16 protein-coding genes and 1 tRNA gene are annotated in these 12184 nt (G+C 67.2%); 5 read left to right on the top strand and 12 right to left on the bottom strand.

Going from position 1 to position 12184, the window contains the following annotated elements; translation table 11 throughout:
* Positions 1–560, top strand: a 560-nt coding sequence (locus ACFX43_RS06360) for a class F sortase (RefSeq protein ID WP_378818380.1), incomplete at its 5' end; no start/stop codon positions are given.
* On the opposite strand, the gene ACFX43_RS06355 is transcribed toward ACFX43_RS06360, so the two are convergent.
* Together ACFX43_RS06355 and ACFX43_RS06350 are read right to left on the bottom strand one after the other, a co-directional pair.
* A complete protein-coding gene (locus tag ACFX43_RS06355; protein WP_378818386.1) occupies positions 557–859 on the bottom strand; it encodes a GroES family chaperonin in 303 nt (100 codons plus the stop codon). The two genes, ACFX43_RS06360 and ACFX43_RS06355, sit on opposite strands and share 4 nt — an antisense overlap.
* A 53-nt stretch (positions 860–912) precedes the next feature.
* On the bottom strand, positions 913–1170 hold the full coding sequence (locus ACFX43_RS06350) for a DUF3618 domain-containing protein (protein WP_160025189.1): 258 nt from the start codon (positions 1168–1170) through the stop codon (positions 913–915).
* 82 nt (positions 1171–1252) lie between these two features.
* Here ACFX43_RS06350 and bcp point away from each other — a divergent pair, with 82 nt between their 5' ends.
* Positions 1253–1723: a thioredoxin-dependent thiol peroxidase gene (gene bcp / locus ACFX43_RS06345; protein WP_378818377.1), complete on the top strand. Its 471-nt coding sequence runs from the start codon at positions 1253–1255 to the stop codon at positions 1721–1723.
* Positions 1724–1725: 2 nt separating this feature from the next.
* Here bcp and ACFX43_RS06340 read toward each other — a convergent pair whose 3' ends face one another.
* The 4 genes from ACFX43_RS06340 to ACFX43_RS06325 all read right to left on the bottom strand — a co-directional run bounded on the left by ACFX43_RS06340 (position 1726) and on the right by ACFX43_RS06325 (position 3335).
* Positions 1726–2136 (bottom strand): hypothetical protein, encoded by a 411-nt coding sequence (locus tag ACFX43_RS06340; RefSeq protein WP_378818374.1) that lies wholly within the window; start codon positions 2134–2136, stop codon positions 1726–1728.
* Between the two features lie 112 nt (positions 2137–2248).
* Positions 2249–2330, bottom strand: a tRNA-Leu gene (locus ACFX43_RS06335).
* A gap of 70 nt (positions 2331–2400) precedes the next feature.
* On the bottom strand, positions 2401–2883 hold the full coding sequence (locus ACFX43_RS06330) for an HNH endonuclease signature motif containing protein (RefSeq protein WP_378818372.1): 483 nt from the start codon (positions 2881–2883) through the stop codon (positions 2401–2403).
* Positions 2884–2954: 71 nt separating this feature from the next.
* Positions 2955–3335, bottom strand: a complete 381-nt coding sequence (locus ACFX43_RS06325) for a DUF805 domain-containing protein (protein ID WP_378818369.1) — start codon at positions 3333–3335, stop codon at positions 2955–2957.
* A gap of 143 nt (positions 3336–3478) precedes the next feature.
* On the opposite strand from ACFX43_RS06325, the gene ACFX43_RS06320 reads away from it, so the two are divergent.
* Complete coding sequence (locus ACFX43_RS06320) at positions 3479–4078, top strand: Maf family protein (protein ID WP_378818367.1); 600 nt, start codon at positions 3479–3481, stop codon at positions 4076–4078.
* On the opposite strand, the gene ACFX43_RS06315 is transcribed toward ACFX43_RS06320, so the two are convergent.
* The 6 genes from ACFX43_RS06315 to ACFX43_RS06290 form a co-directional block, all read right to left on the bottom strand.
* Entirely contained in the window at positions 4035–4640 is a 606-nt protein-coding gene (locus ACFX43_RS06315; RefSeq protein WP_378818365.1) for a GtrA family protein, read from the bottom strand. The genes ACFX43_RS06320 and ACFX43_RS06315 overlap by 44 nt on opposite strands.
* A 94-nt stretch (positions 4641–4734) precedes the next feature.
* Positions 4735–5913 carry an acyl-CoA dehydrogenase family protein gene (locus tag ACFX43_RS06310; protein ID WP_378682848.1) on the bottom strand — a complete coding sequence of 393 codons (1179 nt, stop codon included), beginning with the start codon at positions 5911–5913 and terminating at the stop codon, positions 4735–4737.
* Between the two features lie 66 nt (positions 5914–5979).
* Positions 5980–6867 (bottom strand): carbohydrate ABC transporter permease, encoded by an 888-nt coding sequence (locus ACFX43_RS06305; protein WP_378818362.1) that lies wholly within the window; start codon positions 6865–6867, stop codon positions 5980–5982.
* Positions 6864–7889 (bottom strand): carbohydrate ABC transporter permease, encoded by a 1026-nt coding sequence (locus ACFX43_RS06300; RefSeq protein WP_378818360.1) that lies wholly within the window; start codon positions 7887–7889, stop codon positions 6864–6866. The genes ACFX43_RS06305 and ACFX43_RS06300 overlap by 4 nt, the downstream gene beginning before the upstream one ends.
* A 4-nt stretch (positions 7890–7893) precedes the next feature.
* Positions 7894–9303, bottom strand: coding sequence for an N-acetylglucosamine/diacetylchitobiose ABC transporter substrate-binding protein (gene ngcE, locus ACFX43_RS06295; RefSeq protein WP_378818358.1), 1410 nt, complete (start codon positions 9301–9303; stop codon positions 7894–7896).
* 51 nt (positions 9304–9354) lie between these two features.
* Positions 9355–10104, bottom strand: coding sequence for a sugar isomerase domain-containing protein (locus ACFX43_RS06290; protein WP_378818383.1), 750 nt, complete (start codon positions 10102–10104; stop codon positions 9355–9357).
* A gap of 124 nt (positions 10105–10228) precedes the next feature.
* On the opposite strand from ACFX43_RS06290, the gene ACFX43_RS06285 reads away from it, so the two are divergent.
* Together ACFX43_RS06285 and ACFX43_RS06280 are read left to right on the top strand one after the other, a co-directional pair.
* Entirely contained in the window at positions 10229–11191 is a 963-nt protein-coding gene (locus ACFX43_RS06285) for an N-acetylglucosamine kinase (RefSeq protein ID WP_378818355.1), read from the top strand.
* A 67-nt stretch (positions 11192–11258) separates the two neighbouring features.
* Positions 11259–12184, top strand: a 926-nt coding sequence (locus ACFX43_RS06280) for an acetyl/propionyl/methylcrotonyl-CoA carboxylase subunit alpha (protein WP_378818352.1), incomplete at its 3' end; no start/stop codon positions are given.

Genomic DNA, 12184 nt, shown 5'->3' with positions numbered 1-12184 from the left:
CGATTGGCCTCTGGACGGCGCTGGTAGTGCTCGCTGTCGCGATGGTGCTGGCCGGACTGTTGTGGCCCAGCGGAAGCGCTGCGGTGGAGGTGCCGCCCGGCGCCCCGCAGCGCCTGGAGCTGCCCGGGCTGAACACGAAGGCGAGGGTCGTCCCGATCCGCCTCAAGGGCGAGGTGCTCGACCCGCCGCGCAACCCGCGCGAGATCGGCTGGTGGGTCGGCAGCGCCAAGCCCGGCTCAGCGCAGGGTCAGACCGTGGTCACCGGCCACACCGTGCACACCGGTGGCGGCAGCCTCAACAAGCTCGACCACATCGAGGAGGGGCAGGAGGTCGACATCGTCACCAAGGACGGGACCTTCCAGCACCAGGTCGACTCCGTCGAGGTGCTCAGCCGCAAGGAGCTCGCCGAGCAGGCCCAGCGCCTCTTCGGGCAGGACCATGGCGACGGCCGGCTGGTGATCATCACCTGCACCGACTGGAACGGGTCGAGCTACGACAGCAACATCGTCGTGATGGCGCACCGGTTCAACGCGTTGCCCAAGGCTCAGAAGAAGAGCTAGAGGTAGAGGCCCGTCGAGTCGTCGGCGATCCGCTCGGCGGCGACGGCGTGCACGTCGCGCTCGCGCATCAGGACGTACACCTCTCCGGCGACCTCGACCTCCGGCTTGTCATCGGCGTCGAAGAGCACCCGGTCACCGATCTCGACGGCCCGCGCGTGCGGACCGACCGCGACCACCCGTGACCAGGTGAGCCGCCGGGCCGCGCCCATGGCGGCCGTCGCCGGGATGACGATGCCGCCCGAGGAGCGACGCTCACCGGCGTCGGCCCCGACCTCGACCAGCACCCGGTCGTGGAGCATCTTGATGGGGGTCTTGTCGGTCACGTGCGTGCTGCCTTGCCGGTGGGGAGTGGTCAGTTGGCCTTGGTGATCTTACGCAGCGTGGCCATGAGCACGACGGTGCCCACCACCCCGCCGACGGTCTTCGCGATGTTGCCCATCTTCGGCTCGCCGGAGACCGGGTCGACGTAGACCGCCTTGATGGCCGCCACCTGGCGCTGAACGATCGTCTTCGGGCTGCCCCGGTAGATCAGCTCGTCGATGGTGCCTGCGAGCCGCTCACGGATCTCTTCGATCTCGGACTCGAGCGAGGAAGTCTGGTCCTTGGACATGCGCAGACCTTAGCAACCGGCGTACGTCCACTGCGTGCTCCACCGCTGCGGTTCGCCTGGGAATGTTCGCTAGGTTGGCTCCATGACGCGTCTCGAGCCGGGCGATGTGGCCCCTGACTTCACTCTTCCCGACGACACCGGTGCGGAGGTCTCGCTCAGCAGCCTCCGCGGCCGCAAGGTGATCGTCTACTTCTACCCCGCCGCGATGACCCCCGGCTGCACCAAGCAGGCCTGCGACTTCACCGACTCGATCGACTCGCTGAAGGCCGCCGGCTACGAGGTCATCGGCATATCCAAGGACAAGCCCGCCAAGCTCGCGAAGTTCCGCGAGCGTGACGGGCTCACCATCACCCTGGCCTCCGACGAGGACCTCTCGGTGCACAAGGCGTACGACGCCTACGGCGAGAAGAAGCTCTACGGCAAGGTCGTCGAGGGTGTGATCCGCTCGACATTCGTGGTCGACGAGGAGGGCAAGATCGAGGTCGCGCAGTACAACGTCAAGGCGACCGGTCACGTCGCCAAGCTCCGCCGCGACCTCGGCCTCGCCTCGTAGCTCTACTGCTGGTCGTCGGGCTTCTTGAAGTCAGGCGGAGGAGGTACGTCCTCCCCCGGGATCTCCTTGGGCGGCTCGACGACCACGGGGCCGGCGCCGGCGCTCCACTTGGCACCGGTCTCCATCAGCCACTCGCCCGCCTGGGCGGCGACGTCGGTGGCAGCCGCGCCGACCTGGAGCAGACCCGACAGGGCCTGGTTGCGCGGCGTGTCCGCGTCGGGTGCGGATGCCACCGCGGCCCTCTTGGCCTCGATCTGAGCCTTGAACTCGCCGGCCTTCTCGACGGTCTTCTCGCCGCCGGTGACAAGGTGAGGTGCTGACTTCACCTTGGCGTCCGCAACGGCAGGCTTGGCGCCTTCGACGCCCTTCTGGACGCCATCGCGCCAGTTGGACGCGTTGTCCTTGAACGACATGACTTCATCCCTCTCCCTGGATGGGGTGTTGTCCTTCCATCCTTGAGGGTCAGGGGTCTGTTGTCCATCAGGATCGACCCTGGGACGCCCCGGGTCGGACCCGGACTCTGTGTGCCGAAGGCGGGACTTGAACCCGCACGCCCTGGAGCACAGCATCCTAAGTGCTGCGTGTCTGCCAATTCCACCACTTCGGCGAGCGGCGATCAGTCTAGGGGTTGACGGCCGCAACCAGACAGCCGACGGCGCAGAATGTGCCGATGTGCCCTACCCGCCTGCCAGGGCGTACTTCCCACGACTCGCACCGCTGAAGTTAGGGGTCTGGCTATGGCAGTTGGGGCAGAGGAACCGAAGATTACCGGCGACGTTGTTATGGAAGTCGCCGTCGATGTGATCGATGTGGAGTCGAAGGGGCTTCCCTCGCCACCTCCCGCCGCAGCCACACTCTGCACACGCGTACGGCCGTCCTATCTCGAGGAGCGCTCGTCGCAGCATTAGCGGCTTCGCGCGGCCGCTGCCTGGCGGACGCACGACAAGGATCTTGTCCGCCGAGTGTCGGGCATGTGCGCCCGTACCGACGTACCGAACGAAGTGGCTGGTGTCGATCTCCATGTTCTTGAGCATCCGGCTGATGTGGGCATGGGTTCCGCCCGCCTGGTTGAGACCGAGATGCCGCAGTACGCCGGCGACGGATGTCGAGTTGTCGACCGCCTCCTGCAGCATCTCCTGTGTGTACTTCCGCCAGGCCATGGAATGACAGTAAGCCTGGCCACCGACACTCTCGGTGGCCAGGCTTTGTCTGGCGAAGTACCAGAGTCGCGTCAGGCGACGTTGTACTTGTCGCCCTCGGCCTTCTCGGGCAGCGCCCAGAAGACGATCAGCACGATGATGCCGACGCAGGTCAGGTAGAGCAGCTGCCACCAGCCGGAGCGGCCGGTGTCGTGCAGGCGCCGGGCTCCGACGGCGAGGGACGGGACCAGGATGGCGAGCCCGAAGATGCCACCGACGATGGAGCCGGCGGTCGAGTCGGCCCCGAGGATCAGGTTGATCGCCATGTTGACGACGACGGCGAACAGCCAGGGCCACCAGAACTCGGAGCGGCTGGCGCGGCCCTCGAAGGAGGCGTACTTCTTGAAGAAGCGCACGATGGCGTCGCGGGGCGACGCGCCGCGGAGCGGCTGGCTCAGCGTAACTTCGCCCACGGGGCCAGCACCGTACGGCTGCTGGGGCGGGGGCGGCGGGTAATCCGTCGCTTCGGATTTCTCCTCATTGAGATGGGTTGGATGTGCGAAACCTAGTCGGGACGGACTCCGGGGTAAAGGACCGCTCCCCCTAGGGTTGAGCCATGACCACGCTGGTCCTTGCCTCCAAGTCCCCCGCCCGGCTGCAGACGCTGCGGAGCGGAGGTGTCGAGCCTGTGGTGATCGTCTCTGGTGTCGACGAGAGCAAGCTCGACGGGCTGCCGCCGACAGAGCTGGCGCTCGGGCTCGCCGAGCTCAAGCGCGACGCGGTCGCCGGCCGACCCGAGGTGCCCGAAGGGGCGCTCGTGCTGGGGTGCGACAGCGTCCTCGAGCTGGACGGGAAGCCCCTGGGGAAGCCGCACGATCCGGAGGAGGCGACCCAGCGCTGGCGGGAGATGCGGGGGCGCAGCGGCGTACTCGTCTCCGGGCATGCGCTGATCGACACCGCGACCGGTCGGCAGGTGTCGCAGACCGCGGCCACGACGGTGCACTTCGCCGATGTGAGCGACGAGGAGATCGCTGCGTACGTAGCGACCGGTGAGCCGCTGCACGTCGCGGGTGCGTTCACGATCGACGGGCTCGGCGGAGCTTTCGTGACCGGGATCGAGGGCGACCACCACAACGTGGTCGGGTTGAGCCTGCCGCTGCTACGCGACCTGCTCAGCCGGCTCGGTCACGCCTGGCCCGATCTGTGGAACCGCTGACCGGCTCGCGGCGCTCCGGCCCCACCAGGATCGTCTTGTCGTCGGTGAAGCCGAGCGCTGCCGCCTCCTCCTCGACGCTGCCGTAGACCTGCGTGTAGCGGATGGGCTGGCCGAAGACGAACTTCCGGAAGAGGAAGAACCGGGCGACCTGGCCCAGCAGCACGCCGACCACATTGGCGGAGAGGTTGTCGGCGATCGCGCTGTCCCAGCCGATCACGCTACGGGTGACGTAGAGGCACCCGATCGGCAGCAGCATCGTGACAGCGTTGATCACGACGTAGGCCGTGAACCCGCCGTCGGGGTGGCCGGAGACGCGATGACGGAACGTCCAGCGGCGGCTCAGGTCGTAGCTGATCAGCATGCCGACCGTGTTGGCGACGATGTAGGCCGGGATCGGCTGACCGTTCATCGGACCGGCGCCCATGAAGAAGCCGTGGACCAGTCCGTTGAACAGCACGAAGGCGACTGCTGTCGCGATTCCGCCGACCATCATGAAGCGGACCGCCTCTCCTAAGAGGCGAGTGCGACGCAGCCGTCCCAGCAGCTGTCCCCCGAACACCATGTGGCCACAGTAAACGGTCAATGGTGAGATGGCTCTTGATTACTTCGCGGGTTTCGTTCAGCCTGCCCTAGCATTCGCGCCTATTCGACGGGCCCTACTCCACAGGAAGGCCGAGACCTCTGGCGATCAGCATGCGCTGCACCTCGGAGGTGCCCTCGCCGATCTCCAGGATCTTCGCGTCGCGGTAGAAGCGGGCCACCGGATACTCCTCCATGAACCCGTAGCCGCCGAAGACCTGGGTGGCGATGCGGGTAGCGGTGACGGCCGACTCGGTGGCGTACAGCTTGGCGGCGGCAGCCGCCTGCTTGAACTCCTTCATCGTCACGGCGCCCGAGTCGAGCCCGGACTTCATCGCCGCGGCCTCGTACGTCAGCAGGCGCGAGGCCCGCAGCATGACCTCGAGGTCGGCGATCTGGAAGGCGACGCCCTGCTTGCGACCGATCGGGCCGCCGAAGGTCTGCCGCTCCCCCGCGTACTCGAGGGCCATGTCGAGGCAGGCCTGGATGCAGCCGACGGCGAGCGCGGCGATCGCGACGCGGCCGTCGTCGAGGGTGGCGAGGAACTGGGCGTAGCCGCGGCCGCGCTCACCGAGGAGGTGGTCGGCCGGAACCCGGGCGCCGTCGAAGGAGAGCGGGTGGGTGTCGGAGGCGTGCCAGCCGAGCTTGTCGTACGCCTTCTCGGCGGTGAACCCGGGCGTGCCCGAAGGGATCATGATGGTGCTGATCTCGGGCTTGCCGTTGTCGCGGGTCCCGGTGCGGGCGGTGACGGTGACGACCGAGGTGATCGAGGAGCCGGAGTTGGTGATGAACTGCTTGGCGCCGTCGACGACCCACTCCTCGCCGTCGAGGACAGCCTTGGTGGCGGTCGCGCCGGCGTCGGAGCCGGCGCCCGGCTCGGTCAGCCCGAACCCGGCCAGCTTCTTGCCCGCGACGAGGTCGGGGAGCCAGCGCTCCTTCTGCTCGTCGGTGCCGTAGGTGAGGATCGGGTTGATGCCCAGACCGACGGCGGCCTCGAGCGTGATCCCGATCGACTGGTCGACGCGGCCGAGCTCCTCGATCGCGACGCAGAGCGCGACGAGGTCACCCTCGCCCCCGCCGTACGCCTCGGGGGCGGTCAGGCCGAACAGGCCCAGCTCACCCATCTTGTGGACCACGTCGACGGGGAAGTGATGGTCGCGGTCCCACTGCGAGGCATGGGGCGCGATCTCCTTCTGGGCGAAGTCACGGACGACAGCACGCAACTCTTCGTGCTCGGGCTGGAGAAAAGCGGTCACGCATCCCAGGTTAGCGTTTATTAACCTGGGATGCGAGACCCGCGTCACATCTGGGTCAGATCCGGGTCAGCGGAACGTGCCCGTCGAGACCGTTCCGGCGATCCTCCGCTGGAAGATCAGGTAGACGACCAGCACCGGAAGCACGGTCAGCACCACCCCGGCGAAGAGCGCGCCGAAGTCGACGTTGTAGCCCGCCTGGGAGGAGAACGACGCCATGCCCTGGGTGAGCACGTAGTTGTTCCGGTCGGTGTTGAGCGCCACCGGGAGCAGGAACTGGTTCCACAGCCCGAGGAAGTTGAAGATCGCGACCCCGGCCATCCCGGGTGCGGCCATCGGCAGCATGATCTGGAAGAACGTGCGCCACTCGCCCGCACCATCCATCATCGCGGCCTCGTAGACGTCGTCGGGCAGCGTCTTGAAGAAGGCGTAGAGGAAGAAGACGGTGAACGGCAGCGCGTAGGCGACGTAGGTCAGGATCAGCCCGGGCAGCGTGTTGAGCAGCCCGATGCCCTGGAGCACGAAGAACAGCGGCACGATGACCAGGAAGACCGGGAAGGTCAGCCCAGCCAGCATCGTGTAGTAGATGACCCTGCGGCCGAAGAACTCGAACCGCGCCAGCACGTAGGCGCACATCGCCCCCAGCAGCATCACCAGCACCAGGGCGGTGCCGACGACGATGACGGTGTTGAAGAAGTACGTCCCGATGCCGGCCTTGGTCCAGGCGCTGACGTAGTTGTCGAAGTTCCACTCCGCGGGCAGCGAGAACGGCGAGGACAGGATCTCCTTCGACGTCTTGAACGAGGAGAGAACCACCCAGCAGAAGGGCACGATGACGATGACCGACCAGATGATCAGCATCGTGTGCGAGGTGCCGGCGACCAGTGCGTCGCCGGGCGTACGTCGCCCGCCTTCGGAGCGGGCAGCGACAGGCTTGTCCAGAGTGACGGCACTCATCGGCGTACGTCTCCCTTCTTGTCTCGTCCGCCAGCGAAGTGGAAGACGACGAAGACCAGGGCGGCGAAGAGCAGCGTGACCAGGGCGAGCACCACGCCCATCGAGGTGGCGTAGCCGAACTGGCTCTTCTTGAAGGCGGTGTTCATCAGGTGCTGGCTCATCGTCAGCGTGCTGTTGGCGGGGCCACCGCCAGGGGCGAGCGCCGCCATGAAGACGTACGCATCGAGGGTGAGGATCCCCAGATAGATGTACGCCGTCTGCACGTTGTCACGGATCGAGGGCAGCGTGATCGAGATGGCGGTGCGGAAGCGACCGGCGCCGTCGATGCGGGCGGCCTCGTAGATCTCCGCGGGTACGCCCTTGATGGCGGCCACGAAGAGCACGGTGTAGAAGCCGATGCTTGCCCAGATGATCACGAACATCGAGGCCGGCATCGCCGCACGCACCTCACCGAGCCAGGCGTAGTCCTTGAACCCGTCGAGGCCGACGCCGGTGAGCATGCCGTTGAGCAGGCCGGCGGCGGGGTCGTAGACCTGAGCCCAGAGAAGACCGATGACGACGGCCGGGACGGCGTACGGGAAGAACGAGACGACCCGGTAGAAGCCGGACCCGTTCAGACCGCGGACCTGGCCGGTGCTGGGACCGGCGGTGGTCACGACGACCGCGATCGCCAGCGCCGCGACCAGAGTCACGAACGGCACCACGATCGTGAGCAGTACGTTGTTGCGCAGCGCCTTGAGGAAGGTCTCGTCATCGAGCAGCTTGGCGTAGTTGTCCAGGCCGACGAAGTTCATGACCGGAGAGAAGCCGGTCCAGTCGGTGAGCGAGTAGAAGAGGGCCTGCCCGATCGGGACCACGACGAAGATGACGAAGACCGCGACCGGGAGGCCGAGGAAGACCGTCATGAACAGTGCCCGGTCGAGGGTTAGCTTGCGGCGGCGCCGGCCGGGGGCGGCCCCCCAAGGATTCTCCTCGGAGGGGCCGCCGGCCGTCCAGGCCATCGTGGTTGATGGGTCCGGCATGGTGTCAGGAAACCTTGAGCTTCTCGATCGATGAGTCGTCGGCGACCTTGTCGAAGATGCCCTGGACAGCCTTGGTCAGGCCCTTGACGTCGAGATCACCGGAGAGGAACGAGTTCCACACGACCAGCTCGTCGGCGTTGGTGCCGTAGTAGTCGTAGAACTGGAAGTTGAAGGTGTTCTCACCGGCGGCGTCGAGCATCGCGCTCTGCGACTTCAGCGCCGCGGAGCCGAACCCGTCGGCAGGGATGGTGTCCTTGACGATGGTCGGCGCGAGCTTCGTCTTGGCGAAGTTGGTCGCGGCCTCCTTCGACAGCATGGCGCGGAGGATCTCCTTGCCACCGGCCGGGTTCTTCGCCTTGCTCGGGACGATGAACGCCTCACCGGCCGCGGCACGGACGGCCTCGTACGGCAACGACGGGCTGTCGCTGAGCACGAACTCCGGGATGCCGGTCATCTCGAAGCCTTCCTTGGTGGCGTCCTTCATCTCGTTCTCGATCCAGCCGCCGCTCGGGTAGAGGAGCGCCTGCTGGTCGTTGGACCACTTGGCCTGCGCGGCGGTGAACTGGGTGCCGGCGCCGCCCGGGATGAACATGTCCTTGCTGACCATCTCGCCGAGCTTGCCCAGGATGCCCTGGATGACCTCGTGGGACCAGATGCCCTTCTCGAGGTTCTCGAGCCCGAGGCGCACCTCGTCGCCGCCCTCCTTGGCCGCCGAGTCGATCACCAGGGTGCGGTAGTAGGTCGCCGCCTCCTTGCCCCAGGTCCAGAGGTACTTCTTCTTGGCCTTGGCCTTGGCACCGAGGTCGAGCGCCTCGTCCCAGGTCTTCGGCGGGGTCCAGCCGTTCTCCTCGAAGAGCGAGGCGGAGTACCACACGCCGTAGAGGGTCATGACGTAGTTGATCGCCACGAACCGGTCGCTGTAGGTGCCGGGCACCTTCACGTTCGGGTAGAGGGTGTCCTCGATCTTGACACCCTCGTAGCTCTCCGCCTCGAAGACGTCGTCGAGCTCCTCGAGCTGGGCGGCGATCGAGCTGAAGCCGATCAGGTCCGCGCCCGAGTTGTCGATCAGGTCCGGGGGCGTGCCACCGACGAAGCGCGGCTGCAGCTCCGTGGCGATCTTGGTCGTGGCGCTGATCTTGAGGTCGGCGTCGGCGAACTCCTTGCCGACCACGCCTGCGGCGAACTCGACGTAGTCGTAGCCGTAGCCACCGTCGAAGATCACCGCGTCGACGGTGCCGTCCTTGGGCATGCCGAACGGGTTCGACGCGGACTTGGTGCCACCGCCGGAGTTGTCTGTGTCGCTACCGGGCGCGCCACACGCGGCGAGCGCTCCAGAGAACGACACGAGCGCCGCGCCGGCGAGGGTGCCGCGCAGAAGGGTCCGGCGGTCGAGCCGGTGAAGCTGCTGGGACATCGTGCTGCCTTCTTTCGGGTGGGTTCCTCGTTACTTCTTCATTACGGGTGTTCAGGCCATGCTTCCGATGCGTTCGCCGTAGCGAGCCTTCAACGCATCGTTGTGCTCATCGCCACCCGGGATATTGGCGGAGAGATAGAGGGGCGGGGTCTCGCCTGTCTCCTCGATCCTCGCGGCGGTGGCGAGGGTCAGGAGCTGGGCGATGTAGGCCGCCGTGATGGATGAGACGGCACCGGCGAGCACGCCGCCGTCACCGACCGGGACGGTGGCATCGCCGAACGGAGCCAGGTTGTCGATCACCACGTCGGCGATCTCGGCCAGGCGCTTGCCGCTGGGGTGCTTGGGGGTGACCGCGTTGGTGTGCTCGAGGCTGGTCACCGCGATCACCGTGTGGCCCTCCTCCTTCGCGCGCAGCGCGATGCCGACGATGGAGCCGTTGACACCGGAGTTGGACGCGATCAGGAAGACGTCCTCGGGGTGGAACTCGTGGAGCTCCCAGAGCTCGTTGGCGATGTTGGTGTCACGCTCGAGGAGACCGCCCTTGAGATCGCTCGCCGGCCGGTCGCCCTTGAGGACCGTGTCGCGCAGAGCGATGGCGTGGGTGGGGATCAGTCCACCGGCCCGCCCGGCGATCTCCATCGCGAACGCCTGCGAGTGGCCGGTGCCGAACGCCTGCAGCACACCGCCGTCGCGGATGCTGCCGACCATCGCCTCGACCGCCTCGTCGAGGCCACCGGATTGCGCCATCGACTGCAGCTTGGACAGGCGTGTGCGAACCTGCTCATCGAAGGCTCCGAACACGTCTCTGGTCAATTAGTCCACCCACCTAGCAAACTCCGGCCGCGACCGTATGTCGAGGCCTGCGCTCGAAAACTATTTGGAGAGAGTACGCCTGGCAATGGTTTTCTGTTACGAAACGGTGTCAATGAATGACAACTATCTGGGACTCGACGCGGGAGGCACCAGCACTCGCGCCGTCGTGGTCTCCTCCGACGGACATTGCGGAGGCATCGGAAAGGCCGGCAGCGGCAACCCGACCTCCGCCGGAATCGACGCTGCCACGACGGCGATCAGGGACGCGGTCACCCAGGCCGTGACCTCCGCAAATGCCGGCAGACTCGCCGGTGCGGCCTTGGCGGTGGCGGGTGCGGCCGACCTCGGCCATCGGGCCGCTATCGCGGCAGCCCTCTCCGACCTGGTCGCGGTGGAGCCGGTCTTCGACTTCGATGTGCTGGCTGCGTACTTCTCGGGGACGGCGGCGCCAGATGGCTATGTGCTGCTCTCTGGCACGGGGGCATCGGCGGTGCGGGTCGAGGACGGCCGGCTCGCGGGGATCTCGGACGGACTGGGCTGGCTGCTCGGGGACGTCGGCTCGGGCTTCTGGCTCGGCAGGGAGGTCGTACGTGCCGGGCTGGCGCCGCTCGACGGGCGCGGCGCCGCGACGCTGCTGACCGGCCTGCTGCTGGACCGGCTCGGCACGATCCGGGACGAACGGCCACAAGGAGGACGGACCGGGACCCTCGTCGCGGCGACGGCGGCGCTCTACGCGATGCCGCCGCTCAGGTTGGCCGACTTCGCCTCGCTCGTCTTCACTGCGGCGGGCGCCGGCGACGAGGTCGCCGCGGGCATCCTCGACCGGGCGGCCGCGGGGCTGGCGGAGACGCTGGCGGCGGTGCGTACGCCTGATGTCGAGGGACCGCTGGTCGCGGCCGGGAGCGTCCTGGCCCGGCAGCCCGACTTCGCCGCCCGGGTCGCTCCCGGGGCCGTCGTCGCCACCGACGGCCTTGCCGGAGCGGCCGTGCTGGCGCTGCGGCATGCAGGCGTCCTCGTCGACGACGCCGTGTACCGCCGAGTAACCTCTTCGCTCGCTCAGCTCACCGAGGTGTGACAATCGTTACGACGGGCGGCCGGAGTCTGGGCGAGATGGCCTCCCCTAGCATGTCCATGCATTCACGATGGAGGAGTTCTCGTTGAGCAAGCCACTGACCAAGGTCCTGATCGCCAACCGTGGTGAGATCGCTGTTCGAGTGATCCGTGCGTGCAAGGACGCCGGGATCGGCTCGGTCGCGGTCTATGCGGACCCCGATCGTGACGCGCTGTTCGTACGGCTGGCCGATGAGGCCTACTCGTTGGGTGGCGCGACCCCGGCAGAGTCGTATCTCTCGATCGAGAAGATCCTCGAGGTCGCCGCCCGGTCCGGGGCGGACTCGGTCCACCCGGGTTACGGGTTCTTGGCCGAGAACGCCGACTTCGCCACCGCGGTGATCGAGGCCGGGCTGACCTGGATCGGGCCCTCCCCCGAGGCCATCGACGCCCTGGGTGACAAGGCCAAGGCCAAGCAGATCGCCCTGAAGGCCGGTGCCCCGTTGGCGCCGGGCCTCAAGGACCCCGTCAAGGACGCCACCGAGATCGTCGCCTTCGCCGAAGAGTACGGCCTCCCGGTCGCGATCAAGGCCGTCTTCGGGGGCGGTGGCCGGGGCCTCAAGGTGGCCCGGACCCTGGAGGAGATCCCCGACCTGTACGAGTCCGCGGTCCGTGAGGCCGTGGGTGCCTTCGGCCGCGGTGAGTGTCTGGTGGAGAAGTTCCTCGACAAGCCCCGTCACGTCGAGACCCAGTGCCTGGCCGACACCCACGGCAACGTCGTGGTCGTCTCCACCCGGGACTGCTCGCTGCAGCGCCGCCACCAGAAACTGGTCGAGGAAGCCCCCGCACCGTTCCTGACCGACGAGCAGAACAAACGCCTCTACGAATCCTCCAAGGCCATCCTCCGCGAGGCCGGCTACGTCGGCGCCGGGACCTGTGAGTTCCTGGTCGCCGCCGATGGCACCATCTCCTTCCTCGAGGTCAACACCCGCCTCCAGGTCGAACACTGCGTCTCCGA

Origin of the sequence: Nocardioides sp. YIM B13467 (assembly GCF_042788075.1) — a bacterium.
Classification (GTDB): Bacteria; Actinomycetota; Actinomycetes; order Propionibacteriales; family Nocardioidaceae; genus Nocardioides.
Note: the sequence above shows the minus strand (reverse complement) of the source record. Positions and strands in the feature narration are given on the sequence as shown.

Coding starts and splice junctions, on each gene's coding strand:
- ngcE (WP_378818358.1), bottom strand. CDS start 9,303: ATGTCCCAGCAGCTTCACCGGCTCGACCGCCGGACCCTTCTGCGCGGC.
- ACFX43_RS06340 (WP_378818374.1), bottom strand. CDS start 2,136: ATGTCGTTCAAGGACAACGCGTCCAACTGGCGCGATGGCGTCCAGAAG.
- ACFX43_RS06315 (WP_378818365.1), bottom strand. CDS start 4,640: ATGGTGTTCGGGGGACAGCTGCTGGGACGGCTGCGTCGCACTCGCCTC.
- ACFX43_RS06300 (WP_378818360.1), bottom strand. CDS start 7,889: ATGCCGGACCCATCAACCACGATGGCCTGGACGGCCGGCGGCCCCTCC.
- bcp (WP_378818377.1), top strand. CDS start 1,253: ATGACGCGTCTCGAGCCGGGCGATGTGGCCCCTGACTTCACTCTTCCC.
- ACFX43_RS06285 (WP_378818355.1), top strand. CDS start 10,229: ATGAATGACAACTATCTGGGACTCGACGCGGGAGGCACCAGCACTCGC.
- ACFX43_RS06320 (WP_378818367.1), top strand. CDS start 3,479: ATGACCACGCTGGTCCTTGCCTCCAAGTCCCCCGCCCGGCTGCAGACG.
- ACFX43_RS06305 (WP_378818362.1), bottom strand. CDS start 6,867: ATGAGTGCCGTCACTCTGGACAAGCCTGTCGCTGCCCGCTCCGAAGGC.
- ACFX43_RS06355 (WP_378818386.1), bottom strand. CDS start 859: ATGCTCCACGACCGGGTGCTGGTCGAGGTCGGGGCCGACGCCGGTGAG.
- ACFX43_RS06330 (WP_378818372.1), bottom strand. CDS start 2,883: ATGGCCTGGCGGAAGTACACACAGGAGATGCTGCAGGAGGCGGTCGAC.
- ACFX43_RS06350 (WP_160025189.1), bottom strand. CDS start 1,170: ATGTCCAAGGACCAGACTTCCTCGCTCGAGTCCGAGATCGAAGAGATC.